The sequence below is a fragment of the Lawsonibacter celer genome, from assembly GCF_014281125.1.
Lineage (GTDB): Bacteria > Bacillota > Clostridia > Oscillospirales > Oscillospiraceae > Lawsonibacter_B > Lawsonibacter_B celer.
In genome coordinates, this window is the sequence record NZ_JACOEA010000007.1 from 63,793 (window position 1) to 88,167 (window position 24,375).

Genomic DNA, 24,375 nt, shown 5'->3' on the forward strand with positions numbered 1-24,375 from the left:
GAATCGCTATAATAACAAAAAAGGAGGTGTGCGGCATGGACGCCAAGATCCTCGTCGTGGACGACGAGCCGGAGATCGCCGATCTGGTGGAGGTCTACCTGAAAAGCGAGGGGTGTACCGTATTCAAATGCAGCACCGGGACGCAGGCCCTGGAATACGTGCGCACACAGGAGCTGGACCTGGCCATTCTGGACGTGATGCTGCCGGACATCAGCGGCTTCACCCTGTGCGGGGAAATCCGTAAAAGCCATCGCTTTCCCGTGCTCATGCTCACCGCCAAGGTGGATGATCTGGACAAGATTACCGGCCTGACTATCGGGGCGGACGACTATATCACCAAGCCCTTCAATCCGCTGGAGCTGATGGCCCGGGTCAAGGCCCAGCTGCGCCGGTACACCCGGTATAACGAGGCCGACCGTATGGCGGCCGACCGGGACATCATCGACTTTAATGGTCTGATTATCAACCGCGGCACCCACGAGTGCTGGCTCTATGACCAGCCCCTGGGCCTCACGCCCATTGAATTTGACATCCTGTGGATGCTCTGTGAAAACCGGGGCCAGGTAATCTCTGCCGAGCGCCTGTTTGAAACCGTGTGGGGAGAAAAATATTTGGACCGCAACAACACCGTTATGGTCCATATCCGTCGTCTGCGGGAAAAAATGGGCGAGCCCTCCCGCAATCCCCGTTTTATCAAGACGGTCTGGGGCGTGGGCTATAAGATTGATTAAGTCCGACAAAATTTCCCGAAAAAAAGGATTGACATTGGGAGTGAATTCGGGTATACTAACTCTTGCCCTGTTTGGATTAAGATCCATTTGGCGGCATAGCTCAGTTGGCTAGAGCACTCGGTTCATACCCGAGTTGTCCCCGGTTCGAATCCAGGTGCCGCTACCATATCCCCAAAGGCGGCGGCCCCGCCGCCCTTGGGGAACCAACTCGGCGTTCGACTCCGCAGCGAAATGGCGCGTTGGTCAAACGGTTAAGACACCGCCCTTTCACGGCGGTAATACGGGTTCGATTCCCGTACGCGTCACCATCCCTTTTGGGAATACCAGCCATATGGAGGCATAGCTCAGCTGGTAGAGCGCTCGCCTCACACGCGAGAGGTCACAGATTCGAGTTCTGTTGTCTCCACCATGCAAGAAGCGACTTGTTTTCACAAGTCGCTTCTTGTTTTTTGGCCTTGCTTCGGCTGATTTCCCCGCTCTCTGGACAAACTAGCTCCGGAGGTGACCCAAATGGAACCAACCTACAGCGATATGTATGCGCTCTTTGAGCAGGATCCTGCGGCAGAGGCCTACTTTTCGGAGCTGCCCGGCTATCTTCAGGCCCAAATTCGCGCCCGCAAGCACCAGCCCTCTTCCCTGGACGAGCTGGTCCGCATGGTGGAAGAGGCGGACAAGGTCTACTGAGTCCACTTCCAGCCGCCCGTTGGGCGGCTACATAATCCTCCAATCCTGAAATACGCACCCTGTCCGGTCGAACTTTTATGTTGCTGAAAATAAAGCTTGCTATTTGTTCTCTCATGCTGTATAGTGAGTAAGTATTCTAAATGTAATGACTGATTGCTGCAGGTTGTGAGTCAATTTCCATTTTGACTTACCGGCCTGCAGTTTTTATTTGCTCGTTTTTTGGAATAACACTTTATTTGAGGAGGTACTTGTTTATGAATAACGGTACTGTAAAATGGTTTAACGAGGAAAAGGGATTCGGCTTTATCTCCAACGACAACGGGAGCGGCGACGTGTTTGTCCACTTTTCCGCCATCCAGGGCACTGGCTTTAAGAGCCTGCAGGAGGGCCAGCGCGTGTCCTATGACACTGAACCCGACCCCAAGGACAGCCGGAAGCTACGTGCGGTCAACGTATGTCTTGACTGATGGAACCGACGCCTGGAGAGCCGCCCCTTTGCCGGGGCGGCTCTCTTCTTGCTTTTATACCCTCAGAAGGCCTCCGCCCTCCGCCGGTCAGTCCGGGCAGGTCGAAGTCCCGCTCGTCTCCCCCACGCCGGCAGGGTTCTCCTTCGGCGGGGCGCCCTACCACCACATATTCTGCGATTTTCCCGCGCAGATCTGACCCATTTTCCGCCTTTCCCCAGTCAGACCGATCTCTCCTTCTCCCTCATCCGACCTATTGGCGCCTGTTCCGCAGCCGCCGCGTCAGGCATACCATAGGGTATGGCGATAGGAGGTGCCAAGTATGCTCATGCAAGCCATCGTGATTGAGGTGCAGTGGGGGCGTCTGCTCGTCCTGGACCTGAATACCCGCCAGAATGTTCTCGTAAATACTTCGGACGCCCGCTGGTTTAGTCCCGGCGATATGGTCCGGATTTGGTACAACGGAGCCATGACCAACAGCATTCCGCCGCAGATCAGCGCGTTAAGTATTACTGCAGTTCCGCAGAACCCGCTTCCGCCGGTAGTGCGGCCGCCCTGCCCGCCCAATGTCTGCCGGCCGCCCGTAGTGTTTCCGCCCATCTTTTTCCCGCCTGTGGTACACCCGCCCTTTGGCCGTCCGCCCTCCGGGCGCCCGCCCCATAACCGCCCCGGCAGGCCTAGGTAATGGCCGAGTCCAAAGCCGCCCCTAGACAGGGGCGGCTTTGCCTCTGTACCGACCTGCCTGGCAATATTTTTGTATTGCACCCGGCCGCAGGGGCTGTTACCATTTTTTCAGGAGGTATCAAACCATGAAAAAACAAATGATGAGTCTGACTGCCGCCCTGTGCGCTGTCTGTGCCGTCACGGTCAGTGCGTCGGCCCTGTCCCACACTGTGGTCCGCGGAGACACCATGTGGAAGCTGGCCGTTCAATACCAGGTGGGCACCCGCGAAATCATCCAGGCAAATCCCCAGGTATCCAACCCCGACCTGATCTATCCCGGACAGGTCCTGACCATTCCGGAGCTGGACAAATCGGTCACCGCCTTTGAAAACGAGGTTATCCGGCTGGTAAACGAGGCCCGTGCCGCTAACGGACTCCAGCCGCTTACCGCCAACTGGGAGCTCTCCCGCGTCGCCCGGTACAAATCCCAGGACATGGCGGACCGGGGCTACTTTTCCCACACCAGTCCTACTTACGGCTCCCCCTTCCAGATGATCCGCGCCTTTGGCCTGTCCTTCCGCACCGCAGGCGAGAACATTGCCTACGGTCAGCGCACCCCTCAGCAGGTATTTCAGGGCTGGATGAACTCCAGCGGGCACCGGGCCAACATTCTCAGCGCTTCCTATACACAGATCGGCGTGGGATATGTGGCGGACGGCCACTACTGGACGCAGATGTTTATCGGGTAACATCCCCCCAAAGACGCGGCCCCCGCTCCGAACGGAGCGGGGGCCGCGTCTTTTTCCGGCAAAGGGGGTGGTAAGGTGTAAAAAAATGTGGTAAAATATAGGGCATTATTTTGATTGGTTTGATTACCTTTTCCTTTTTGGGGGGATTTTTTTGTCCAACTATCAATCTGAGATCGAACGCCGCCGCACCTTTGCCATCATCAGCCACCCGGACGCGGGCAAGACCACGCTGACGGAAAAATTTCTGCTCTACGGCGGAGCCATTGCCCAAGCCGGCGCGGTGAAGGGCAAAAAGAATACCCGTGCCGCCACCTCCGACTGGATGGAAATTGAAAAGCAGCGCGGCATTTCGGTGACCTCCTCGGTGATGCAGTTCCAGTATGAGGGCTTCTGCATCAACATCCTGGACACCCCCGGCCACCAGGACTTCTCCGAGGACACCTACCGTACCCTCATGGCCGCAGACTCCGCCGTGATGGTCATTGACGCGGCCAAGGGCGTGGAGGCCCAGACCCGCAAGCTCTTCAAAGTGTGCGCCATGCGGGACATCCCCATCTTCACCTTCATCAACAAGATGGACCGGGAGGCCCGGGACTCCTTCGAGCTGCTGGAGGAGCTGGAGAAGGAGTTGGGGATTGAGACCTATCCCGTCAACTGGCCCATCGGCTGCGGCAAGGACTTCCAGGGCGTGTACGACCGGGGCAGCCGGAAGATCATCCACTTCACCTCCAACGGCGGGGCCAGGGCGGCCACCGCCACCGAGGTGGAGCTGGGCGACCCCAACCTGGACGGTCTGATCGGCGAGCGCCTCCACCGGCAGCTCGCGGACGAGATTGAGCTGCTGGACGGCGCGGCCGCTGAATTTGACCTGGACCGGGTGCGCCACGGCAGTCTCTCCCCGGTATTCTTCGGCTCCGCCCTCACCAACTTCGGTGTGGAGCCCTTTCTGGAGCACTTCCTCCAGATGACCACCGCCCCTCTGCCCCGCCACTCCACCGATGGAATGATTGACTCCATGGACGATGCCTTCTCCGCCTTTGTGTTCAAGATCCAGGCCAACATGAACAAGGCCCACCGGGACCGGATCGCCTTTCTGCGGGTCTGCTCCGGCCGGTTTGAGGCGGACAAAGAGGTCTACCACGTCCAGGGCGGCAAGAAGATTAAGCTCTCCCGGCCCCAGCAGCTCATGGCCGCGGAGCGGGAGATCATTGAGGAGGCCTACGCCGGGGACATCATCGGCGTGTTTGACCCGGGCATTTTCTCCATTGGCGACACTCTGTGCGCGCCGGGGAAAAAATTTCAATTTGACCCGATTCCCACCTTTGCTCCGGAGCACTTCCGCCGGGTGCGCAGCCTGGACACCATGAAGCGCAAGCAGTTTCTGAAGGGCATGGAGCAGATCGCCCAGGAGGGCGCCATCCAGATCTTCAAGGCCCCCTACACCGGCATGGAGGAGGTGATTGTGGGCGTAGTGGGCACCCTGCAGTTTGACGTGCTGGAATACCGGCTGAAGAGCGAATACGGCGTGGACCTGTATATGGAGGGTCTGCCCTATGAGTATCTGCGCTGGATTACAGCGGACGACGGGGAGCCTGTCAAGGAGGAGGACCTGATCCTGGGCACGGACGTGAAGCTGGTGGAGGACTACAAAGGGAATCAGCTGCTCCTCTTCGGCTCCCAGTGGGCGGTCAACTGGACCCAAGAGCGCAATCCCAGTCTCACCTTCTCGGAATTCGGGGGAGCTGTGTCATAATCGCCATGAAAAGAGAAAAGGGCTGTGCGGGGACAATGCCCCCGCACAGCCCTTTTGCATGTCCCCTAGGGCTTGTTTGAAAATTGGCGATGTGCCCAGTGGCGAGGAATTTTGGGCCGCTGGCAAGCAATTTTTCCGCAGGAATCCTGGCGGATTTCAAGGAAAGATTGTGCTGTCCAGCGGACAAAAGGACCGCCGATTGGGCATGTTGACATTTTTCAAACAAGCCCTAGCCCCCGTTCCTTCGGAACGCCCCCGGCGTGCAGCCGTATCTCTTCTTGAATACCCGGCAGAAGTATCCGGCGTTCTCAAATCCCGCCGCTGCCGCCACTGCGGTGATTGAATCAGCCGTGGTGAGCAGCCGGTCCGCCGCCCGGTTCAGGCGGTAGTCATTGAGGTACTGGACCGGCGTGGTCTGTATCCCGGTATGAAAGCACCGCAGCGCCTCGCTGACGCTGATGCTGGCGCAGGCCGCGATCTTCTCCAGGGTGAGGCGCTGTGCATAGCGGGCATGGATGTCTGCAGCCGGATCTGTACCAGTCTGCCGCCGTGGGAGGGTACGGGGGAAAGCCGCTCTATGGCGTGCTCCGCCAGCTCCTGCCACAGCAGAGAGGTCAGATTGTGGATCCGCAGCTCCCGTAGGAAGTCCTCCCAGCGGGCAGCCTGATCGATCTCCTCCATCCGTTCCAGCAGGCTCCGGTCCGGCTCCCGCACCCGTCGCAGAGACAGATAGCCGCAGTCGGAGGCGAGAAAGGGGGCCACATATTTTAGAAAAAGCACAGACCCCTGGGGCGCAGGGAACCCGGGTGAAAAAATCAGGTCGACCAGCCGCCGCCAAAGCGGTGAATGGCCCCGGTGTTGATAAACAGGCCGTCCCCGGTCTGCATTGCTATCCGGTCGGAGCCGATGCAGGCCGTCACGGACCCAACCAAAACGCAGGAAAACTGCAATTCGCTGTGCCAATGCCATTCCACGCACCGGCTTTTATAGTGCTCCAGCTGGTCCAGATAGCATTCAAAGGGAAACTCAGCCGTGCCATAGGGGACCGTGGAGCGCAGGGTGTCGTCCCTGGTAATCTCAGAAATCTGCATTTTATCAGCTCCCGCATATTTGACGATATGATACCATAAAGGCCGGTATTTTGCAAAAGCTCCTGATTTTAATGTGATCATAATAAGTCAGAAGCAGACATGGCGTATTTTTCTTTCGCCGGTTTTGGCGATATTATACTATTCTTCGGAAAAATATTGCTAGAAGAAGGCCGCCCATTCTGCGATAATCTGGTTTTAGAGTACAAGAGAGGAGCCAGCCTGAATGGACACAACGCAACCCCGCTATACGCTGCCGCCCCCGGATCGGGATCCCAAATTTCTCGGTCTGTTTACCCGCGACCGCTCCTTTTACCGCGCCTTTTTCCGCTGCTGTGCGTCATTACCCTGCAGCAGCTGGCCGCTCTGGCGGTCAATATGGCGGGCAATATGATGCCGGGGGCCTACACAGGACTGGCCCTGTCCGGAGCGACCCTGGTCAATCAGATCCAGTTCACTCTGCAGCAGATCGCGGCCGGCATCGGCACGGGCATTGTGGTACTGGCCTCACAGTATTGGGGGGCAGGGACGGACGGAGCCCATTAAGCAGATCATTCCCATTGGAGTGAAGTTCGCTCTGGTGGTTGGCCTGCTGTTTTTCTCCTCTCCAGCCTCTTTCCCGTTGAGATTCTCTCTGTTTACCAGCGACCAGGCCGTCATCGCCGAGGGGGTGCGCTATCTCCGGATCATCTGCTGGACCTACCTGGTGTTCTCCGTGTCCAACTCTCTGATGTATTCCCTGCAAAGTGTGGAGACCGCCATGATCGATACCGTGATGTCACTCAGCACCATCTGTATCAATGCTGCTCTGAATGATTGCCTGATCTGCGGCAATTTCGGCGCTCCGGAACTGGGCGTCACAGGCGCCGCCTTGGCCACCCTGGTCAGCCGGATTGTGGAGGTCTACGCAGTCTCTGCAGATACAAAGGCGCTGGCCGTCCGCTTTTTGACGGTTCTGAGCGTCACAACTGTGGGTTCTTGCTACGAGTATCCTGTGGAGAGCGGCATCATTACAGACGGCGGCGTCACCAAATACGCCGCCTGGGCGGATAACCTCTTTATGTGGCTCTTTACCATTCCCGCCGCCCTTTTAAGCGCTTTTGTATTCTCCTTTCCTCCCGTGGTCACCTTCTGCTTTTTAAAAGCAGACCAAATTCTCAAATGCATTCCAAACGCCTTCACCTGTAATCGCTACCGCTGGGTGCGGGTGCTCACCCGTGGCGCATCCCAGTCACCGGACAGCCCCGCTCTGGATACACTGGAATAAGTATTGTGGGGGGTGCCAGAGATGGAGCAGCAGGCGACACAGCGGGAACAACTGAACACCGTCAACCAGTCCCTGGTCTTTCTGGCTTTTATCATCTTCTCCATCCTGCTGTCCTTCTGGGCTGTGCTCATCCAGCGCAGGCAGCTGGTCGGTACCATGGAAGGGACCGCCCGGGCTGTGGAGTGCCTGCCTGAAATCTTTCCCATCCGGTGCGCCGCCGGGTCTATCGTGCTGGGGGCGCTGGGGTTTTTCCTCTGTCTGGCCCTCAGGGCCTGGGAGGCCGCAGCTCAGGGAGACGACCCGGCAGCGAGGCACTCCGCCGGCGTCAACCTGGCGGCCAGCCTTTTCGTATTTCTGGCCGCCCTGCTGCGGCTGGACGATCTGCAGTCCACACAGTTGCGTGAGAACACCCCCTCCGCGGACAGCACGCTGCCCGCATAAAAAAGGCGGCCCGGAGCCTCAAGCTCCGGGCCGCCTCCTGTATTCAGGACAGCGTCTCACCCAGCAGATAGAAGGTAAGCGTGCCCACCAGCACCTTGACGCCTTTCTCATCCAGCAGGGTCACATCGCACACAACGATCGTACCCCCCTTGCGCACCACACGTGCCTCGCCCCGGATCCGGCCGCCGGTGCCGGCGGCCAGATAGTGAAGGCTGCAGTCCAGCGTGACGCACTTCCGGCCATAGCTGCGCACGGCGGCGCCGCACGTCACGTCCGCCAGGGTAGCCAGGCAGCCCCCGTGGACATTCCCCATGGGGTTGAGGCTCTCCTGCACCACGGTCAGCTCTGCGGTGCAGGTTCCCTCCCCCACCTCTAAAACCCGGATGTGATTGGCAGTTGCAAAATTAACGTTGTTATTGATAAAATCCTTTGCTTTACTGTAAAAATCCATCGAGAATCTTTTCCTCCGCTTCCTGTTCCGTTAGTCCCAGCGTCATGAGCTTGAGGATCTGGTCCCCGGCGATACGTCCGATGGCCGCCTCATGGATCAACTGGGCGTCCACATGATTGGCCACAATGGCCGGGATGGACGAAATTCTGGCCTCCCCCATAATGATGGAATCACACTGTACGTGGCCGAAACACTTGTTGTTCCCAGTCATTTTCGGGTAAAAGATCTGCCGGGATCCGTCCTGGGCCACAGAGCGGGAAATGACCCGGCCCGAGGCGCCCTCTCCGTCCAGAATGACCTCCATATCGCTCTGGGCAGTCTGCTCCCCATGGGTCAGCAGCTTCTCGGTGATGACCACCTCCGCGTCCTTGCCCACGACCACCTTGGTCTCCCGCTTGGTGGAATCCACGCCGCGGATCTGGGTGGTCTCCAGCTGGATGGAGGCCCCCTCCTCCAGATAGACTACGGTCTGGGGATTCATAATCCGCTTGCCCGTACCCGGTCCCTCGCCGTAGTGGCGCTCCACATAGCGCACCTTGGCGCCCTTCCCCACGTAAAAGGTATGCAGACCGTCGTGCTGGCTGGTCTCGCAGCCGGTGTTGTGAATGCCGCAGCCGGCCACGATGTCCACATCACAGTCAGCGCCGATGAAGAAGTCATTATACACCATCTCGCTCAGGCCGGTCTGGGTGATAATGACCGGAATATGCACTGACTCGTGCTTCGTCCCTGGCTTGATGTGGATGTCAATCCCGGATTTGCCCGGCTCGGTCTTGGTAATGATCTCAATATTGGCGGTGCTGGCGCGGGAGTCCAGCTGCCCGTTGCGGCGGATGTTATAGGCCCCCTGGGGGGTCCGCTCCAGCTGCGCAATCTCTTTGAGCAGCTTCCAGTCCATCTGTTCCATCTCAGTTCCTCCCCTCGCTCATATAGCTGCACCCGGCGACGGTGTTGGCCAGGATCTGGGGAAAGATCTCGTCCTTCGGCCCCTGTTTGGCCACCTTGCCGTCGGAAATCATAACGATCTCATCGGCCAGGTCGATGATGCGCTCCTGGTGGGAAATGATCAGCAGAGTCGCCTCCCGCCGCTGGTGGATGGCCTTAAAGGTCTCCGTCAGCCGGGCAAAGGACCACAGGTCGATCCCGGCCTCGGGCTCGTCAAAAATCATCAGGCCGGACCGGCGGGCCAGGATGGTGGCGATTTCAATGCGCTTGACCTCGCCGCCGGACAGAGAGGCATCCACCTCCCGATCAATATAGTCCGCCGCGCACAGTCCTACCCGGGTCAGGTACTGACAGCCCTCCTCCCGGGTCAGCTTCTCGCTCCCCGCGGCCAGGGCCAGCAGGTCCTTGACCCGCAGGCCCTTGAAGCGGGGCGGCTGCTGAAAGCCATAGCTGACGCCCAGCTGGGCCCGCTGGGTAATGCTCATATGGGTGATATCCGTGCCATTCCAGCAGATGCTGCCCGCCGTGGGGGGCACCAGTCCCATAATGGCCTTGGCCAGGGTCGTCTTGCCGCCGCCATTTGGCCCGGTGATGACCACCAACTTGTTGTCCGCGATCGACAGGGAGACGTCGTTCAGAATTCCAAGCTCCTGGCCGGACTCCCCCTCCACCTGATAGCAGAGGTTTTTGATTTCCAGCATAAGCGGTACTCCTTTGTAGATTTTTCCGTGATTTATTATTGTACCACGAGGCAGGTAAAAAAACAAGCATCTCCCCATTTACTTCCTTTTTACATTTGGACTGATTGGTTCTAACTCCGTCGATTTCACTATGCGTTGATAGAAGCCGAAAAACATGATAAAATAAATAAAAAGATAAGCCGGAATTTGACATACAGAAGGTGAAGTACGTGGCTTTTAAGGGGTTTCCATACTATTGGGGGGCAATCGCAACAACTAAATGTATAAGAGCTATTTTATTTGTGCTTCTACCTGGAAAAAATGTAGATAAGGCTCGTCTGGATGCTTGTACCGGATGGGTCCGACATATGGGAAGATTCTATGAAAGCAGAACATATGCGTTTGTATTCGACGCCCATCTGACAAAAGGGGATGTGGAAGTGCTGTTGCTGGATAAGAAAAAACAGACATTATTGAAACTCAGCAGACAATTTCCCTCCCAGACAATAGATTTAGATGGGAGAAAAAGCAGATACTATTTACGCTGGGAATTTAAGAGTGCCTCTGGTCAATGTGAACTGCGCTGGTGAAAAGTAAATCCCGGTTTGTCGAGCAGTTGCCATCTGTGAATATACCTCCTTTCGTTCCTTCGACGAAAGGAGGTTATTTATATTCTAAATCAGTCCAAAAATAAAAAGGGAGCCCACTTGTCTCTTTTGCGGTCCATCTTTTCAGCAATTGCATAGAATGGATTACATTTCCAAGAGTAGGAGGCAGTTTTATGGAACAAGAAGCTCTCCCCGGCATCTCCCCCGGGGATATGCCCTGTGCATTTGATCGTGAGGTGTTCGAACGGGTGTGGAGGAGGGTCATGCCGGAAGACCGGCCGGACTGCCCCTTTGTACTGGACGACTCCGCCGCCCAGGCTCAGGCCGCCGCGCCGGCCCAGGAACAGGCGCAGACCCCCTGTGTCCCGGAACGCACCGCTCTTGCCCCGGTGGTACAGCCGGCTCCGGTCTCCGCCGCCCTGCCGCAGGAGGACTGCGTACCCTGTCTGGGCGCCGCTTCCGCCGTCTATGGCGCGCTGCTCCAGCAATTTATCGACCATGAGTTGGCCGACTTCAGGACCTACCAAATGCTTGCCCGCCGGGCGATCGGCACGGGCGGAAAGGTGCTGGCTTCCATCGCCTCCGATGAACGCCGGCACGCAAAACGCCTGTCCACCGCGTATTTTTTGATCTCTGGCGTACGCTACTGGCCCATCGACCGCATGAACGCACCCATGAACCACACCTATCCCGCAGCCCTGCGGGAGCGTTTTGGGGAGGAGCAGCGCGGAGAGTGCGCGTACTTAGCCGCCGCAGAGGAGACCACCGACCCGGCCCTGCAGGAGCTCTTCCAGGAGCTGGCCGGGGACGAAAATGCCCACGCCTGGCTGCTGCGGGGCATTCTGGAGCAGCTCTGACCCCGGGCAAAAAGACCTGACCGAAAAATGGTCAGGTCTTTTTGCATCTTTTTCATGTGTTATTTATTTCTTGACTTTTTCTCTCTACCCCTTTATACTAGGGACAAGAAACAGAGGAGGGATTTGGATGCTGCTTGCCTGCGAGCTTTCGGACGAGCTCATACCCCGCTTTGAAATGGCCCTTTCCATCTCCGGTGAGACGAAGCAGCAGGTGCTGGAGCGCCTGCTGCGCACCTACTGCTCCGGCGTATTTTCCAGCGAGGCAGTGCGCCTCAGTCCCCCGCGGCCCCGGACAATCCCGTCCCCGCTGCCGGGCAGCGGGGATGAGGCGGTACACAGCCGCGCCTACCAGCGCATTCCTCTTTGGGCCACCCGGCCCAGCCAGCTGTGCCACCTGATTCTTCAGGCCTTCTTTGCCCTGGAGCACAATGGTGTGGCCAGCCGCTCGGCCATGGCCCGCTATTATCGGGAGGCCTCGGGCCGGCCAGAACAAAATTTTGCCCAGAACCTAGGAAATATGTGCACCGAGGCTGGCAACGCCTATGGAAAGGTCTTTTCCTGCGCAGGGGATGAGGTGCGCCTCTATCCCCCTGTGGAGGCCCAGGCCCGCCGCTACCGCAGTGCTTTTGCTCCGGAAGCCCAGTGAACTCGGCCCGGCCCCAGGTCAGCCGCAATAAAAACCGGGTGCGCACCCCAATAAGGGTGCGCACCCGGTTTTTCTTTAGATCTGTCCGGAGCTCTCGCCCAGGCCTCCGCCGAAGGCCTCAATGGCCCGGGCGTCTGCCTGGCGCTTCTCCTCAATGGCCTGCGCCAGCAGCATATCCTTCACCTTCATCAGGCGGATGGTGGCCGAGCGCTCGTTCTCGTCCAGCTTCATGGTGATATACTGGATGGCCTCCTCCATCTGGGGGATCTTCACATACTCCAGGGCGTTGACCCGGCGGCGGGTCTTTTCGATCTCCTCGGCCAGCAGCTGGGAGGTCTTTTCGATCTCCGCCAGCCGGAGCATATCCTGGAACACGGAGGACAGGGCATCCACCGCATCATCCAGCTCGCCGGAGGTGGTGGCAAAGCCGTAGGGGTAGACCTCCCCGGCGGCATCGCTGCGGGTCTTGAAGCGGTAGACCGGTACGTTGACGCTCATCACATTTTGGAAGGTCATATCCAGCTCCACGGACTGCTTGGGGTACAGCAAGGCCTGCTCCAGCATCTCGGAGGACATGACCGCCGAGGCCACGGTAAAGGCTCCGTGGGCGCGCATGAGCCCCTCCTCCACTTTTTTCCGGAGGGCCCGGTTCTCCCGCACCACATCCATGAACTGCTTCATCAGCTCATCCCGCTTGTCCTTGAGCAGCTTGTGCCCCCGGACCGAGGTCTTGAGCCGGGCCTTCAGCCGGGTCAGCTCCTGCCGTGTCGGGTTTACATTAATGGCGGGCACAGGTCACCCCTCCTTTTTCGGGAGGTACTTGTCAATGAACTCCGGCTTAATACGCTTCAGCTCGGCCTTGGGCAGAAGGGCCAGCAGCTCCCAGCCCAAGTCCAGGGTCTCCTCAATGGAGCGGTTCTCATCCGGCCCCTGGGAGACGTAGCGGCGCTCAAACTCATCGGCGAATTTGGCGTACTGGAGGTCCGTGGGAGACAGGGCGGCCTCGCCCAGAATGCTCATGAGCTCCTTGTTCTCCTTGCCCGTGGAATAGGCGGCAAAGAGCTGGTTCATGGTGCCCGCGTGGTCCTCGCGGGTCTTGCCCACGCCCACGCCCTTGTCCTTCAGACGGGACAGGGAGGGCAGCACGTCCACAGGGGGATTGACGCCCTTGCGGTAGAGCTCCCGGGAGAGAATGATCTGGCCCTCAGTGATATAGCCGGTCAGGTCGGGGATGGGGTGGGTCTTGTCGTCCTCAGGCATGGTCAGAATGGGGATCAGCGTGATAGAGCCGCTCTTGCCCAGCTGCCGGCCGGCCCGTTCGTATAGGGTGGCCAGGTTGGTGTACAGATAGCCGGGGTAGCCCCGCCGGCCGGGGACCTCCTTCTTGGCGGCGGAGACCTCGCGCAGAGCCTCGGCGTAGTTGGTGATATCGGTCATGATGACCAGCACGTGCATGCCCTTGTCAAAGGCCAGGTGCTCGGCGGCGGTGAGGGCCATGCGGGGCGTGGCGATGCGCTCCACCGCCGGGTCGTTGGCCAGGTTGGTGAAGAGCACGGTGCGGTCGATGGCGCCGGTGCGCTTGAACTCCTCCACGAAGAAGTTGGACTCCTCAAAGGTGATACCGATGGCGGCAAAGACCACGGCGAAGTTGGCCCCCTCGTCCCCCAGCACCTTGGCCTGGCGGGCGATCTGGGCGGCCAGCTGGGCGTGGGGCAGGCCGGAACCGGAGAAGATGGGCAGCTTCTGGCCGCGGACCAGGGTGTTCAGGCCGTCGATGGTGGAGATGCCCGTCTGGATGAACTCGTTGGGATAGTCCCGGGCCGCCGGGTTCATGGGCAGGCCGTTGATGTCCCGGTAGGCCTCGGGCAGGATCTCCGGGCCGCCGTCAATGGGCTTGCCCATGCCGTTGAACACCCGGCCCAGCATGTCGCCGGACACCCCCAACTGCAGCGGGTGCCCCAGAAATCGCACCTTGGACTCGGCCAGGTTGATGCCCGCGCTGGCCTCAAAAAGCTGTACCACCGCGTTGTCGCCGTTGACCTCCAGCACCTGGCAGCGGCGCAGGGTGCCGTCGGGCAGCTCGATCTCGCCCAGCTCGTCATAGGTGACGCCGGAGACCTTGCGCACCACCATCAGCGGGCCGTTGATCTCCTGTATGGTACGGTATTCACGGATCATGCCTCAGCACCTCCCTTGGCAATGGCCTCGTCGATCTGCTCTTCCATCTCCCGGCCCATCTGGGCAAAGACCTCGGGGAACTGGTCGTCCGGTACGCTCTTGGCCCGGCCCATCCGCTCCCGGAAGGGGATGGCGAACAGGTCGGCAGTCTGGGCGCCCCTCTCGATGGCCGCGCGGCAGAGCTTATCATAGTCCAGGATCATCTGGAGCATCTTGTCCTGGCGCTCATAGCTGGAGTACCAGTCCACCTCCATAAAGCCGTTTTGCTGGAGGAAGTCCTCCCGCAGCATCTTGGCGGTCTCCAAGGTGAGCTGGTCCGCCGGGGACAGGGAGTCCTTGCCCACCAGCTGGACGATCTCGTTCAGGCTGGCCTCCTCCTGGAGGATGGACATGGATTTGTCCCGGTTGACCATGAACTGCTTGCCCAGATGCTCGTCGTACCAGGGCTTTAGGGTGTCCAGGTACAGGGAGTAGGAGTTGAGCCAGTTGATGGCGGGGAAGTGGCGCTTGTAGGCCAGGGAGGCGTCCAGGGCCCAGAACACCTTGACGATGCGCATGGTAGCCTGGCTGACGGGCTCGGACAGATCGCCGCCGGGGGGCGACACCGCGCCCACAGCGGTCAGGGAGCCCCGGCGATGCTCATCGGAGCCGATGCACTCCACCATGCCCGCCCGCTCGTAGAACTGGGCCAGGCGGGAGGACAGGTAGGCGGGGTAGCCCTCCTCGCCGGGCATCTCCTCCAGCCGGCCGGACATCTCGCGCAGGGCCTCGGCCCAGCGGGAGGTGGAGTCGGCGATGACGGCCACGTCGTACCCCATGTCCCGGAAGTACTCGGCGATGGTGATGCCGGTGTAGATGGACGCCTCACGGGCGGCCACCGGCATGTCGGAGGTGTTGGCGATCAGAACCGTCCGCTTCATCAGGGACTCGCCGGTGCGGGGGTCCACCAGCTCGGGGAACTCCCGCAGCACGTCGGTCATCTCGTTGCCCCGCTCCCCACAGCCGATGTAGATCACGATGTCCACGTCGGACCACTTGGCCAGCTGGTGCTGCATGACGGTCTTGCCCGAGCCGAAGGGGCCGGGAATGGCCGCAGTGCCGCCCTTGGCCACGGGGAACATGGCGTCCACAATGCGCTGGCCGGAGAGCAACGGGGTTTTCGGGGGATATTTGTGCTTGTAGGGCCGGCCCACACGCACCGGCCACTTCTGCACCATGGTCAGATTGTGCTTCTCCCCCTTCTCATCCACCAGTACGGCCACCGTGTCCAGCACAGTGAAGGAGCCGGACTGGATGGACTCAATGGTGCCGCTCATACGCGGGGGGATCATGATCTTATGGAGCACCACGCTGGTCTCCTGAACCGTGCCGATCACGTCGCCGCCAGAGACAGCGTCGCCGGGCTTGGCGACGGCTTTGAACTCCCACTTCTTTTCCCGGTCCAGGGCGGGGACCTCCACGCCCCGGGGCAGGTTATTGCCCCCGGTCCTGCGCATGATTCCCTCCAGGGGTCGCTGAATGCCGTCGTAGATATTTTCAATGATGCCGGGGCCCAGCTCCACGGACATGGGCGCGCCGGTGGACTCCACCTCCGCGCCGGGGCCCAGGCCGGAGGTCTCCTCGTAGACCTGAATGGAGGCGGCGTCGCCGTTCATGGTGAGGATCTCACCGATGAGCCGCTGCTCGCCCACCCGGACCACGTCGGCCATATTGGCGTCCTTCAATCCCGTGGCCACCACCAGGGGGCCGGAGACCTTTACAATCTTTCCCATAGGCTCATAACCTTCTTCCTTTGGGTATATTTCCGTTGAATAAAAAAGCCTCGCAGAGTTTCCAGCATATCACGCTGGAAAGAAATCGGAAGAACGTCCGCAGCAGGACATGTGCCTGCGGAGGACACCGCTACCCCTGGCCTCGGCGGCCAGGGCCTCCCCCGCACAGTGGGGAGAGGGGGTATCAAAACCGTTGTGCCGCCACAGGCGGCGCGACGGTTTTGTATCTAGGGGGAGAAAGTTCCTCCTAGACTACAGAATATCCGCGCCCACGGCCCGCTCCACCGCCCGTTTCACGTTGGCCATGCCGATGCCCAGGGAGCCGTCCTTGCCGGGTATGAGGATGATGGCGGGGGTCAGGTCGTCTTTATAGCGGGCGATCTCACCCTCCATCTCCGCAGCGTACCCCTCGGTGAGGTAGATCACCGCGTAGTTCTCCTTTGCCAAGGCATGGAGGGTGCGCCTGGCCTCCTCCGCCGTCTCGGCGGGGAACACGTCCAGGCCCAGGGCCTTGAAGCCCAGCACGCTGTCCCGGTCGCCCAGCGCCGCGATCCGATAGCTAGACATATGCCTCACGCAGCCTTTCCCGAATAATATCCGCCCCCAGACCTGCCATGCGGCCGGAGAGAATGGTGCGGATGGCGGTGAACTCCGCCTCCTTGGCGTAGAGGTAGCCCACCACCGCCTGTTCCCCAAAGGGAACGCGCCGCGCCTGGGCCAGGTAGCGGGTCACCGCGTCGTCACAGGCGCGCTCAAAAGCAGTCAGTTCGCCGCTGCCCGGGGCAGTACGGGCAGCGCCCAGGGCAGCAGCCTCCGCCAGAGGCCCGGCCCGGAAGACTGCGGCCAGGTCACCGCCCTTGCCCGAGGCCAGGGTGTGCGCCTCCACATTGCCCCCCTCAATGAGCACCTGCATCCGGAAATCGCTGCCCTTTCCCATGCGCGACGCCCGGACCATGGAGCGCAGGTTGGTGGCGTCGATCAGCAGGCGGACGTAGCCCTCCAGGAACGTGCTGCCGCTCTCCCGGGCCGCCGTGCGCATTTCTTCAAAATAGGCCCGGTCCAGGATGAAGTCGGCCAGCTGGGGGTCTCCCCCGCCGCTGAGGGTCTCCCGGGCCTGGGCCACCGCCCGCCGGAAGGGATCGGTAAAGTCCTTCAGATCGTCCCGGTGGAAGGCCTCCCGCACCGCCTCGGCGCTCCAGCGCCCGCCATCCATGAGCAGGCGGTCGGCCTCGGCGCCCACGGCCTGGGCCTTGAGCAGCACCTTGGCGTTGTGGTAGTCGTATTTCATCTGAAAGACCTCCACCAGCCGCTGGTCTGGCACAGCCGCCTTCAGGTCCCGGTATACCTCTCCCCGGGCCTGGGCCACCAGTGCATCCAGGGTCCGGCCGCTCAGCTCCGGCACCTCGCCGTAGCCACACTCGGCCAGGACCTTCACCGCCTCGTCGTCGGTGCGGGCCTCCAGCATGCGGTCCATGCGCGCCCGGGTGAGCAGGCGGTTCTCCATGGCCCGGATGCGGGCGGATACGCTCAGATAGTCCGTATCTTTGATCTTACTCAAGACATAGCCTCCTTTTTGGGGCGTGTCAGTCAAAGAGCACCTTGGCCACATCCCGCTCCAGCTGGCTGCGCTGGAGGCGGACCAGCGTTTCAAAGGTGCAGTTGACCTCCACGTCCCCGTCGCTGAGGATCACGCCGCCCTTCATGGGGCGTGACTCCTCGGCCAGGGTGAGGGCCCCGCGCCCGGCCAGCAGCTCGTTGGCCCGGGTGACCACCTGCTTGCCATAGCGGGTGCGGTCCTTCTGGGAGAGGATGACCTGCTCACGGCCGGTGGAGGAGGCCTTGACGGCCAAATCGGCCAGCAGCGCTACGTATTCGTTTTCCGGCAGGTTCTGCAGCTGCTCCAGCGCCCGGTCAAAGGCCTTCTCGAGCATCTCCTGCTTGGCGGCCAGTTCCAGCTTGCGCGCCTCCAGCTGGGCCACGCTGGCCAACCGCTCCACCCGCTCGTCGGCGTTCCGGCGGCCCCGGGCCAGGATCTCCTCGCTCTCCCTGCCGGCCTGCGCCTCATAGCCCGCGGCGATCTCCTCCGCCTGGGCGCGGGCCTGGGCCTGGATGGCCTCAATCTCGCGCTCCGCGTCGGCCTCAATGCGCCCGGTGATCTTTTCAATTCCGTCCATACGCGCCTCCGCTCAGAAGCCGAACATAATCATCAGGAAGGAAATCAGCAGAGACAGGATGGCGTAGAACTCCACGATGATGCACAGCACCATGCCCTTGGACCAGTCGTTGGGGTTCTTGGCCACGATGTTGATGGAGGCGGCGGCCACGCGGCCCTGGGCAATGCCGGAGAGCAGTCCGCCGAGGGCCATAGGCAGGCAGGCGGCCAGAATCATCAGGCCGTTGGCAATGGACAGGTCGGCGGCAGTACCGTTGAACAGGCCCATCTTCATCAGGGCCAAAAAGCCGATGACCAGGCCATACAAGCCCTGGGTGCCGGGGATAACCTGCAGGATCATGCACTTGGAAAACTGGGAGGGGTCCTCGGCCAGCAGACCGGCGCCCGCCTCGCCGGCGAGGCCGGTGCCCTTGGCGGAGCCCACGCAGGCCAGGCCGGCCGCCAGGGCCGCGCCCAGGAAGCCAAAGAACGCGCCGGCGTTGTTGATCAAAAATTCAGCAAATGTCATGTTACTGTTCCTCCTTAATATCGACAAACTTTGTCGCAATGTTCAATGGGCGCCAGGGGCGGCCGCCCTCCCGGTAAAACTGCTTGAAAAATTCCAGGTACTGCAGGCGGGACGTGTGCACGTAGGTGCCGATCACATTCAGACCGATGTTGAACGCGTGCCCCACCAGGAAGATCACGAAGAAGATGGGCACCCCCACCGCCGGGGGCAGTCCGCCGCCGGGCATGGCCCCCAGGATGTTGAACACCTGGCCGATGACCGAGCCGGCCAGCATCATTACCATCAGGCGGGAGTAGGAGAGGATGTCTCCGAAATAACCGGTGACGCCGTTGTACACCGCGCCGATGATTGCCGTGACCTTGCCGAAGCCCTTGGCGCTGCGGCCTTGGGCCAGCAGCATCAGGCAACCGATGATCAGCACCACAGGAATCCCATTCACGCTTCCGACCGCGGAGATGCCGGTCATATTCAGGGCAAACAGACCGATGCCCGCGAAGATGACCCACCAGGTGCCCACGTCCCAGATGGCGTCCCACACCTGGCCGTCCCGGCAGAGCAGCCAGAACTTGACCGCCATACCCACAATGATCTGCACCAGACCCACGGCCAGGGAAAAAACCAGGGCCGTCATGGGGTCGTTCATCACGTCCAGCACCGGTCCGGGCACGCCGCTCCCCTCCGGGGCGGAGAGGAAGGGGATGACCGGCTGGGGCAGCCCCAGCATGCCGGTAAACTGGGCCAGGAAATCGGAAAAGAAGCCGCCGGTAAAAAATCCGATCACCGCCGAGGAAATGCCGCACATGATCATCAGGCGGATCAGCTGGCCGAAGCCCCCCTTGGGCTTCACCTTCACCTGGATCAGCGTACAGGCCAGGGCCAGGAGCAGTCCGTAGCCCAGGTCGGCAAACATGAAGCCGAAGAAAAACACATAGAAGGGCATCATCAGCCCATTGGGGTCCACGCCGTCGTAGGATGGCAGGGAGTACATCTCGGTAATGGTGGTCAGCGGCTCCGTAAGCACATTGCTCTTGAGCTTGATGGGCACCTGGGGGTAATCCTCCACCGCCGGGTCCTCTGTCTCCCAGCAGCAGTCGAACCGGGCCAGCTGCCCGGCCAGAGCCGCTTCGTCTGGCACGGGGACCCAGCCCTCCAGGAAATAGGCCGTGCCGGTATCCAACAGGCGGCAGCGGGCCTCCTCCCGGGCGATCTCCTGTTCGGAGCGGTCCAGGCACTGCTCCAGCGCCCCCTTTTCTCCCGCAAAGGCAGCCACCTGGGCCACCGCCTCCTCCAGCCTCCGGGCGTTTTCCGCAATCTGCGCGTCCAGCTGCCGATCGTTCTCGGCGGCGGTACCCGTCCAGCCCCGGAGGGTTGACCGGGAAAATCCGTACCCCTTGAGCACTTCCTGGCAGGCCTCCTGCACGCTCTTGTGGCACACTAGTACAAAATACTTCAGCTCCGTGTCAGACCCGGCCCGGAGCACCTGCACCAGCTCACTCTCCGCCAGCAGGGCGCCCTCCAGGGCGTCCAGGTCCACGCCGGCGGCCACGGTGCCGAAGAGTACGACCACGTCTTTGGTGGAGGCGGTCTCCAGCGGCAGATTCAGCTCCAGCCAGGGCACCAGAGCGAGCTTCTGGGATTTAAGCTTGCTCTGCTCCGCGTACCGTGTGGAAATCTCCCGCTCCAGCTCCGTCAGCCGCCGGGCGGTCTCCCGGGCCCGCTGATAGGCCTGCTCGTCGAAGAGTTCAGCCTGGGAAATCACCGGGCGTTTGACAAACAGCCCGCCCTTCTGCTTGGGGCCGTATTTCTTTAGCGTTTTCAGCGCGGCCTCCACCTGGCTGCGGGTATCCCGCGCATCGCCCAGGGCCTGGGTATCCGGGCGGGTCAGCGCCGCCCACTCCGGATCGGACAGCTGGTCGGTCGGCTCGTCGATCTCCACACAGCCCATGCGCTGAAGCAGCCGCAGCAGCTCATCCCGCTGGTCCTGCATGCCGACCAATCGCAGCCGCTTCATTTTGACGATGGACATCAGCTATTCACTACCCTTCTGACGATCAGTGAGGCGGCCTCGTCCAGCCGGCCCTCCGCCTTTTTCCGCAGCACTCCGCAGTCTGTGCGCTTGGCCTCCAGCACCTCGTCGGTGTGCCGGGCGGCCTTTTCCTCCGCCTGGACCAGGAGCTCCCGCACCTGGCGCTCCGCCTGGGCGCGCACTTCCTGCAGCCGGGCCTTTCCGTCCCGCTGGGCGTCGGCTATGGCGCGCTTGGCCGCGGCCGCGGCCTCCGCCTTGCGGTCCTGGGAATCCTGCTCCTTCTGTGTTACCTGCTTGATGGCGTCCAATGACATACTCTCACCGCCTTTCCCTCTTTCACCTGCTGCCCTGTGTAATGGCTGCCGATATGGATGGATATTCTGCCGATAATACTATAGATGATACTCGTTTTTTCTTAAAATTTCAAGTTTAAAATAGTCAGTTTATTTTTTAAACGTCTCAGGTCTCCGGTCAATTTTACCTTCTTGATTCACATTTTTTGCCTGCGGTTTTTTCTCTTTTCCGCAGTTTGCGCTTCATTTCTATACTAATCAGTTTACTTTTATTTTTTAGGAAGAAAAACGTTCCTTTAATTTTTGTGCAATTTGCTTATGCCCCGCTATTATGCGCAAAAAGCGGACACAGCTTGTACTGCATCCGCTTTTTCCGTCAATTATTCCGTCCAGACCGCCCAATTGTCCGTGTTTTCCAGCACGGCGTCCGTGATCCACACCACCGGCAGGCGGCCGGCCGCGCTCTGGTAGATCCCGTCCTCGGGCAGGGCCGTCCACACCCGCTGGGCATACTGCTCCAGCAGCTCCAAGGTCTGCCCGCTCTGGTCGTCCTCACCGCTGAGCACGCTCCGGCTGGTCACAATAGACAGCCGCACCTGCGGATAGGGCTCCAGCGCCTGGGCCACCAGGGCGTAAAATTCCTCCACCGGGCCGCTCAGGTCCTGCGGGTCATAGGTCTCGTTCCGGACGATCCGGTCCAACTCTCCATCCGTGGGGTAGCCGGCATAGTCCAGCACAATCTCGTCAAATCCCAATTCCGCCAGTTCCGCACATACCCCGGCCACATATTCCCGCGCGGAAGCCCGCCCCGGACTGAGCCACCGTATGCCCGCGCTGTCCCGCCAGTTCCCGGCGCTGCTGCGCACAGAGGTGGTGTTGTCGGAGTAGGGCACCGCATTGTCCCGGAAGCAGGAGACCCGGGCCACGGTGTACAGCTCTCCCGCGTTCAGGCCACGGATGGCGGCGTTGATGGCCGGATTCTCCTCGGACACGCCGGCCTGCTCCGCCAGCGCCAGCCGGGAGATATAGCCCAGGCTCCCGTCGTCCGCCTTCATATCGAAAATGGCCGCATTTGCGCCGGCCGCCTCCACCTGTTCGGCCGCCGTGCCGTCATAGAGGGCCGTGTGGGGCAGCAGGACGCCCCTCATATGCTCCAGCTCAGGGGTAGGGGTCGGCTGGGGTGCGGTTGGGCTTTCCACCACCAGCGGCAGTCCCCCGCCGGAATCAGAGGGCAGGGGCGTGGAGGAGGGCTCCGTCTCCCGCTGGAAGAAGGGCAGGTTCAGCCGGTAGCCATCTGCCGAGACCACCAGGCTGCGGTCCAACAGGAAAAATGCCGCTACCGCCAGGATCAGCACAATCAGCAGGATCACGATCAGCACCTTTAAAAAAGTGCGCAGCCGGCCCCGCCCGCGGTAGGAGTCATATCTCCTTGTTCTCACTTGCACTCTCCCCCTTGGCCGCCTATTGGCCCGCGTTCTTCTGCTTGAGGAGCACCTCGTCCAGCTTCTTCAGCGCGGCAGCCACCTGCTCCCGCTCCTCCGGGCTCATCTGCCCGAGGATGCTGCTGAAATACCCGTTCACATCGGTCTCCGCCTTCCGGCGCAGCTGCTGGTACTTCTCTGTGGCCGAGACGTAAATCACCCGCCGGTCCGTCTGGCTGCGCTCCCGCTTGGCCAATCCCAGCTTTTCCAACCGGTCCACCACGCCCGATACGGTGCTGTTGGCGCTGCCCGTGCGCTCCGCCAAGGTGCTGATGGGCACCGGCCCCTCATCTCCCAGGACCGTAAGCACCAGCGCCTGGGGAAAGGTCAGCTCCAGCCGGCCGAAGTGGGTCCTGAACTGCTGGGACATGTGCTGGGTCATCCGCAAATAGGACATAAAAATATTCGTGGATTCCATGTTTGGGCCTCCCTGTTTCTTTCACCCGCGGATCTTTCGTATGTAAAAAGCATAGCGCGCCCGCCGTCTTGTGTCAATTCTGCTGGAAAAGTTTTTTCTCTCCAGCGCCGTGCCCGCTATCCCATGACCGGGGTCGTCAGCCGCCGGAGGATAACGGCCAATTGGGCGCGGGTGGCACTGCCGCCGGGCGTAAGCTTTCCGCCGCTGCCCTGGATCAGGCCCATCCCCACGGCATAGCTCATGCCCTCCTTGGCCCAGCTGCTGACCGCTCCGGCGTCGGAGTACAGCTCCAGCGCCCCCTGGGCCTCGTCCCACTGCTTGTGCTCGGCATAGCGGTACAGGAACACCGCCAGTTCCTGGCGTGTCACCGGGCTGTCCGGGTGAAACGCGCCCTTTCCGTCACCGGAGGCAATCCCACTCTCCCGGGCCCACGCCACGGCGGCGGCATACCAGGCATTCTCCTCCACATCGGCAAAGGAGGCCGCGCCCGCCGTCGGAGACCCCTCCAGCCGCCACAAGGCGGTCACTACCCCGGCCCGGCTTACCGCCGTGTCGGGCTGGAACAGGTCATAGCCCACGCCATTCATATAGCCCTTTTCGCTCACATCGGCCACCGCCTGGGCGTACCATGCGTCATCGGGCACATCCTTATAGCCTCCCGCGGCGGAGGCGGGCAGCGCCATGGCCGCGCACAAAACCAGCGCGCAGGCCGCTGTATACAGTCTCTTTTTCAAAAAAACACCCGTTTCCAATCAAATTTTCTCTATTTTACCCCATGGATTTTAAAAAAGTGTGAACAACTTCCAAGACCGAAAAATTTAAGATTCATTCCCGGATGCAAATACCCCCTCCGGTTATCGGAGGGGGTATTGCAAAGCGCCTTCAGACGATGCGAAGCGCCCAGTTCATCATGACCAGCAGGCCAAACCCCGGCAGGCCCAGCACCCCCAGGACCAGGGCGTTTACCAGATTGACGCCCAGGCTCAGGCCTAAAAAACCGCCCACATGGCTGAGGGCGAAGAGCACCGCCAGTCCCACACCCGTGCGGGCCGCCAGCCTGAGCAGTCCCTTCAGCGGCCGCCGCAGGGCGGCCAGGGCCACGGCCAGAATCAGTCCTCCCACCACCCAGGGCAGCGTCTGTGTCAGCAGCTCCACCGGCATCCACCTCCTAAAAAATCGGTTTTTGCCAGTTCCTTGGCCTGTCTTAGCCGATCGTAGAGGCGGCCCCCAGCCGCTGCGCGGCACCGTCCAGCTCCTTCACCCGCCGCAGCAGGTAGGAGTAGCGGGATTGCAGGGCGTTGATTTCAAATACGTAGGACTCAATCAGGTCCGGGTCTCGGGCGGTATTGAAGCCGGAATAGGCCTGCGCAATGAGGGTGCGGGTCTGAACCAGTCCCTCCAGCAGCACCCGTCGCTCCTCCGCCCGCTCCTGTCCCTCTTTGATGCGGGCCCTCCGCCCGCCTTCCGTTCGTGTCATGCGCGGCACTCCTTTCTTTGGT

The 24,375-nt window shown here is 60.8% G+C and carries 31 protein-coding genes and 3 tRNA genes; 15 read left to right on the forward strand and 19 right to left on the reverse strand.

All coding sequences use genetic code 11. The features are described 5' to 3' along the window. The first annotated feature begins 35 nt into the window (after positions 1-35). From vanR to H9Q75_RS11005, 9 genes are all read left to right on the forward strand, one after another. The gene (gene vanR / locus H9Q75_RS10965) at positions 36-731 is read left to right on the forward strand and encodes a VanR-ABDEGLN family response regulator transcription factor (protein WP_186567040.1); all 696 of its coding nucleotides are present in this window, start codon (positions 36-38) and stop codon (positions 729-731) included. 89 nt (positions 732-820) lie between these two features. Then, positions 821-897 (forward strand) — tRNA-Met (locus H9Q75_RS10970). 67 nt (positions 898-964) lie between these two features. Beyond that, positions 965-1,039 (forward strand) — tRNA-Glu (locus tag H9Q75_RS10975). Between the two features lie 25 nt (positions 1,040-1,064). Further along, positions 1,065-1,140 (forward strand) — tRNA-Val (locus H9Q75_RS10980). 101 nt (positions 1,141-1,241) lie between these two features. Beyond that, complete coding sequence (locus H9Q75_RS10985; RefSeq protein WP_186567042.1) at positions 1,242-1,415, forward strand: hypothetical protein; 174 nt, start codon at positions 1,242-1,244, stop codon at positions 1,413-1,415. A gap of 254 nt (positions 1,416-1,669) precedes the next feature. Next, positions 1,670-1,882 (forward strand): cold-shock protein, encoded by a 213-nt coding sequence (locus H9Q75_RS10990; RefSeq protein ID WP_186567044.1) that lies wholly within the window; start codon positions 1,670-1,672, stop codon positions 1,880-1,882. Positions 1,883-2,201: 319 nt separating this feature from the next. Next, positions 2,202-2,564 (forward strand): hypothetical protein, encoded by a 363-nt coding sequence (locus H9Q75_RS10995; protein WP_186567046.1) that lies wholly within the window; start codon positions 2,202-2,204, stop codon positions 2,562-2,564. Between the two features lie 124 nt (positions 2,565-2,688). Then, entirely contained in the window at positions 2,689-3,291 is a 603-nt protein-coding gene (safA, locus tag H9Q75_RS11000) for a SafA/ExsA family spore coat assembly protein (RefSeq protein ID WP_186567048.1), read from the forward strand. A 151-nt stretch (positions 3,292-3,442) separates the two neighbouring features. After that, on the forward strand, positions 3,443-5,044 hold the full coding sequence (locus tag H9Q75_RS11005) for a peptide chain release factor 3 (protein WP_186567050.1): 1,602 nt from the start codon (positions 3,443-3,445) through the stop codon (positions 5,042-5,044). A 229-nt stretch (positions 5,045-5,273) separates the two neighbouring features. On the opposite strand, the gene H9Q75_RS12895 is transcribed toward H9Q75_RS11005, so the two are convergent. Beyond that, positions 5,274-5,648 carry a helix-turn-helix domain-containing protein gene (locus tag H9Q75_RS12895; RefSeq protein ID WP_186567052.1) on the reverse strand — a complete coding sequence of 125 codons (375 nt, stop codon included), beginning with the start codon at positions 5,646-5,648 and terminating at the stop codon, positions 5,274-5,276. Positions 5,649-5,859: 211 nt separating this feature from the next. Beyond that, complete coding sequence (locus tag H9Q75_RS11015) at positions 5,860-6,135, reverse strand: cupin domain-containing protein (RefSeq protein WP_186567054.1); 276 nt, start codon at positions 6,133-6,135, stop codon at positions 5,860-5,862. Positions 6,136-6,510: 375 nt separating this feature from the next. Here H9Q75_RS11015 and H9Q75_RS11020 point away from each other — a divergent pair, with 375 nt between their 5' ends. From H9Q75_RS11020 to H9Q75_RS11030, 3 genes are read left to right on the forward strand one after another with little or no spacing between them, the layout of a single operon-like run. Next, on the forward strand, positions 6,511-6,678 hold the full coding sequence (locus H9Q75_RS11020; protein WP_186567056.1) for a hypothetical protein: 168 nt from the start codon (positions 6,511-6,513) through the stop codon (positions 6,676-6,678). A gap of 19 nt (positions 6,679-6,697) precedes the next feature. After that, a complete protein-coding gene (locus H9Q75_RS11025; RefSeq protein ID WP_341480943.1) occupies positions 6,698-7,399 on the forward strand; it encodes an MATE family efflux transporter in 702 nt (233 codons plus the stop codon). 21 nt (positions 7,400-7,420) lie between these two features. Continuing rightward, positions 7,421-7,840, forward strand: a complete 420-nt coding sequence (locus H9Q75_RS11030) for a hypothetical protein (RefSeq protein ID WP_186567060.1) — start codon at positions 7,421-7,423, stop codon at positions 7,838-7,840. Between the two features lie 43 nt (positions 7,841-7,883). On the opposite strand, the gene H9Q75_RS11035 is transcribed toward H9Q75_RS11030, so the two are convergent. The 3 genes from H9Q75_RS11035 to H9Q75_RS11045 are packed head-to-tail and all read right to left on the reverse strand — an operon-like array spanning position 7,884 to position 9,937. After that, positions 7,884-8,291: a PaaI family thioesterase gene (locus tag H9Q75_RS11035; protein WP_186567062.1), complete on the reverse strand. Its 408-nt coding sequence runs from the start codon at positions 8,289-8,291 to the stop codon at positions 7,884-7,886. Further along, positions 8,275-9,198, reverse strand: a complete 924-nt coding sequence (locus H9Q75_RS11040) for a SufB/SufD family protein (RefSeq protein WP_186567064.1) — start codon at positions 9,196-9,198, stop codon at positions 8,275-8,277. Before H9Q75_RS11040 ends, H9Q75_RS11035 begins: the two co-directional genes overlap by 17 nt. 1 nt (position 9,199) lies before the next feature. Next, the gene (locus H9Q75_RS11045; protein ID WP_186567066.1) at positions 9,200-9,937 is read right to left on the reverse strand and encodes an ABC transporter ATP-binding protein; all 738 of its coding nucleotides are present in this window, start codon (positions 9,935-9,937) and stop codon (positions 9,200-9,202) included. Positions 9,938-10,146: 209 nt separating this feature from the next. Here H9Q75_RS11045 and H9Q75_RS11050 point away from each other — a divergent pair, with 209 nt between their 5' ends. The 3 genes from H9Q75_RS11050 to H9Q75_RS11060 all read left to right on the forward strand — a co-directional run bounded on the left by H9Q75_RS11050 (position 10,147) and on the right by H9Q75_RS11060 (position 12,027). Beyond that, a complete protein-coding gene (locus H9Q75_RS11050) occupies positions 10,147-10,506 on the forward strand; it encodes a hypothetical protein (protein ID WP_186567068.1) in 360 nt (119 codons plus the stop codon). A 191-nt stretch (positions 10,507-10,697) separates the two neighbouring features. Continuing rightward, positions 10,698-11,381 carry a ferritin-like domain-containing protein gene (locus H9Q75_RS11055; protein ID WP_243200803.1) on the forward strand — a complete coding sequence of 228 codons (684 nt, stop codon included), beginning with the start codon at positions 10,698-10,700 and terminating at the stop codon, positions 11,379-11,381. Between the two features lie 127 nt (positions 11,382-11,508). Continuing rightward, the gene (locus tag H9Q75_RS11060; protein ID WP_186567070.1) at positions 11,509-12,027 is read left to right on the forward strand and encodes a hypothetical protein; all 519 of its coding nucleotides are present in this window, start codon (positions 11,509-11,511) and stop codon (positions 12,025-12,027) included. 75 nt (positions 12,028-12,102) lie between these two features. Here H9Q75_RS11060 and H9Q75_RS11065 read toward each other — a convergent pair whose 3' ends face one another. From H9Q75_RS11065 to H9Q75_RS11130, 14 genes are all read right to left on the reverse strand, one after another. Continuing rightward, entirely contained in the window at positions 12,103-12,819 is a 717-nt protein-coding gene (locus H9Q75_RS11065; protein ID WP_186567072.1) for a V-type ATP synthase subunit D, read from the reverse strand. A 3-nt stretch (positions 12,820-12,822) separates the two neighbouring features. Next, positions 12,823-14,205: a V-type ATP synthase subunit B gene (locus H9Q75_RS11070; protein WP_186567074.1), complete on the reverse strand. Its 1,383-nt coding sequence runs from the start codon at positions 14,203-14,205 to the stop codon at positions 12,823-12,825. After that, complete coding sequence (locus H9Q75_RS11075; protein WP_186567076.1) at positions 14,202-15,977, reverse strand: V-type ATP synthase subunit A; 1,776 nt, start codon at positions 15,975-15,977, stop codon at positions 14,202-14,204. Before H9Q75_RS11075 ends, H9Q75_RS11070 begins: the two co-directional genes overlap by 4 nt. A gap of 252 nt (positions 15,978-16,229) precedes the next feature. After that, the gene (locus H9Q75_RS11080; RefSeq protein ID WP_186567078.1) at positions 16,230-16,544 is read right to left on the reverse strand and encodes a V-type ATP synthase subunit F; all 315 of its coding nucleotides are present in this window, start codon (positions 16,542-16,544) and stop codon (positions 16,230-16,232) included. Then, positions 16,537-17,535: a V-type ATPase subunit gene (locus tag H9Q75_RS11085; protein WP_186567080.1), complete on the reverse strand. Its 999-nt coding sequence runs from the start codon at positions 17,533-17,535 to the stop codon at positions 16,537-16,539. The genes H9Q75_RS11080 and H9Q75_RS11085 overlap by 8 nt, the downstream gene beginning before the upstream one ends. Positions 17,536-17,560: 25 nt before the next feature. Then, positions 17,561-18,151: a V-type ATP synthase subunit E gene (locus H9Q75_RS11090; RefSeq protein WP_186567082.1), complete on the reverse strand. Its 591-nt coding sequence runs from the start codon at positions 18,149-18,151 to the stop codon at positions 17,561-17,563. Between the two features lie 12 nt (positions 18,152-18,163). Next, positions 18,164-18,658, reverse strand: a complete 495-nt coding sequence (locus H9Q75_RS11095; RefSeq protein WP_186567084.1) for a V-type ATP synthase subunit K — start codon at positions 18,656-18,658, stop codon at positions 18,164-18,166. 1 nt (position 18,659) lies between these two features. Then, positions 18,660-20,684: a V-type ATP synthase subunit I gene (locus H9Q75_RS11100; protein WP_186567086.1), complete on the reverse strand. Its 2,025-nt coding sequence runs from the start codon at positions 20,682-20,684 to the stop codon at positions 18,660-18,662. Next, the gene (locus H9Q75_RS11105; RefSeq protein WP_186567088.1) at positions 20,684-20,998 is read right to left on the reverse strand and encodes a hypothetical protein; all 315 of its coding nucleotides are present in this window, start codon (positions 20,996-20,998) and stop codon (positions 20,684-20,686) included. The genes H9Q75_RS11100 and H9Q75_RS11105 overlap by 1 nt, the downstream gene beginning before the upstream one ends. Before the next feature lie 359 nt (positions 20,999-21,357). After that, the gene (locus H9Q75_RS12715) at positions 21,358-22,416 is read right to left on the reverse strand and encodes a putative glycoside hydrolase (protein WP_186567090.1); all 1,059 of its coding nucleotides are present in this window, start codon (positions 22,414-22,416) and stop codon (positions 21,358-21,360) included. Between the two features lie 22 nt (positions 22,417-22,438). Further along, a complete protein-coding gene (locus H9Q75_RS11115) occupies positions 22,439-22,876 on the reverse strand; it encodes a MarR family winged helix-turn-helix transcriptional regulator (RefSeq protein WP_186567092.1) in 438 nt (145 codons plus the stop codon). A 116-nt stretch (positions 22,877-22,992) separates the two neighbouring features. Beyond that, a complete protein-coding gene (locus H9Q75_RS11120) occupies positions 22,993-23,610 on the reverse strand; it encodes an S-layer homology domain-containing protein (protein ID WP_186567094.1) in 618 nt (205 codons plus the stop codon). A gap of 148 nt (positions 23,611-23,758) precedes the next feature. Beyond that, the gene (locus tag H9Q75_RS11125; protein ID WP_186567096.1) at positions 23,759-24,037 is read right to left on the reverse strand and encodes a pro-sigmaK processing inhibitor BofA family protein; all 279 of its coding nucleotides are present in this window, start codon (positions 24,035-24,037) and stop codon (positions 23,759-23,761) included. 43 nt (positions 24,038-24,080) lie between these two features. Next, on the reverse strand, positions 24,081-24,353 hold the full coding sequence (locus H9Q75_RS11130) for a DUF2508 family protein (protein WP_186567098.1): 273 nt from the start codon (positions 24,351-24,353) through the stop codon (positions 24,081-24,083). Between the last annotated feature and the right edge of the window lie 22 nt (positions 24,354-24,375).

Coding starts and splice junctions, on each gene's coding strand:
- H9Q75_RS11060 (WP_186567070.1), top strand. CDS start 11,509: ATGCTGCTTGCCTGCGAGCTTTCGGACGAGCTCATACCCCGCTTTGAA.
- H9Q75_RS11080 (WP_186567078.1), bottom strand. CDS start 16,544: ATGTCTAGCTATCGGATCGCGGCGCTGGGCGACCGGGACAGCGTGCTG.
- H9Q75_RS11035 (WP_186567062.1), bottom strand. CDS start 8,291: ATGGATTTTTACAGTAAAGCAAAGGATTTTATCAATAACAACGTTAAT.
- H9Q75_RS10995 (WP_186567046.1), top strand. CDS start 2,202: ATGCTCATGCAAGCCATCGTGATTGAGGTGCAGTGGGGGCGTCTGCTC.
- H9Q75_RS11075 (WP_186567076.1), bottom strand. CDS start 15,977: ATGGGAAAGATTGTAAAGGTCTCCGGCCCCCTGGTGGTGGCCACGGGA.
- safA (WP_186567048.1), top strand. CDS start 2,689: ATGAAAAAACAAATGATGAGTCTGACTGCCGCCCTGTGCGCTGTCTGT.
- H9Q75_RS11100 (WP_186567086.1), bottom strand. CDS start 20,684: ATGTCCATCGTCAAAATGAAGCGGCTGCGATTGGTCGGCATGCAGGAC.
- H9Q75_RS11130 (WP_186567098.1), bottom strand. CDS start 24,353: ATGACACGAACGGAAGGCGGGCGGAGGGCCCGCATCAAAGAGGGACAG.
- H9Q75_RS11115 (WP_186567092.1), bottom strand. CDS start 22,876: ATGGAATCCACGAATATTTTTATGTCCTATTTGCGGATGACCCAGCAC.
- H9Q75_RS11030 (WP_186567060.1), top strand. CDS start 7,421: ATGGAGCAGCAGGCGACACAGCGGGAACAACTGAACACCGTCAACCAG.
- vanR (WP_186567040.1), top strand. CDS start 36: ATGGACGCCAAGATCCTCGTCGTGGACGACGAGCCGGAGATCGCCGAT.
- H9Q75_RS11070 (WP_186567074.1), bottom strand. CDS start 14,205: ATGATCCGTGAATACCGTACCATACAGGAGATCAACGGCCCGCTGATG.
- H9Q75_RS10985 (WP_186567042.1), top strand. CDS start 1,242: ATGGAACCAACCTACAGCGATATGTATGCGCTCTTTGAGCAGGATCCT.
- H9Q75_RS11055 (WP_243200803.1), top strand. CDS start 10,698: ATGGAACAAGAAGCTCTCCCCGGCATCTCCCCCGGGGATATGCCCTGT.
- H9Q75_RS11015 (WP_186567054.1), bottom strand. CDS start 6,135: ATGCAGATTTCTGAGATTACCAGGGACGACACCCTGCGCTCCACGGTC.
- H9Q75_RS11125 (WP_186567096.1), bottom strand. CDS start 24,037: ATGCCGGTGGAGCTGCTGACACAGACGCTGCCCTGGGTGGTGGGAGGA.
- H9Q75_RS11105 (WP_186567088.1), bottom strand. CDS start 20,998: ATGTCATTGGACGCCATCAAGCAGGTAACACAGAAGGAGCAGGATTCC.
- H9Q75_RS11040 (WP_186567064.1), bottom strand. CDS start 9,198: ATGGAACAGATGGACTGGAAGCTGCTCAAAGAGATTGCGCAGCTGGAG.
- H9Q75_RS11020 (WP_186567056.1), top strand. CDS start 6,511: ATGGCGGGCAATATGATGCCGGGGGCCTACACAGGACTGGCCCTGTCC.
- H9Q75_RS10990 (WP_186567044.1), top strand. CDS start 1,670: ATGAATAACGGTACTGTAAAATGGTTTAACGAGGAAAAGGGATTCGGC.
- H9Q75_RS11045 (WP_186567066.1), bottom strand. CDS start 9,937: ATGCTGGAAATCAAAAACCTCTGCTATCAGGTGGAGGGGGAGTCCGGC.
- H9Q75_RS11090 (WP_186567082.1), bottom strand. CDS start 18,151: ATGGACGGAATTGAAAAGATCACCGGGCGCATTGAGGCCGACGCGGAG.
- H9Q75_RS11095 (WP_186567084.1), bottom strand. CDS start 18,658: ATGACATTTGCTGAATTTTTGATCAACAACGCCGGCGCGTTCTTTGGC.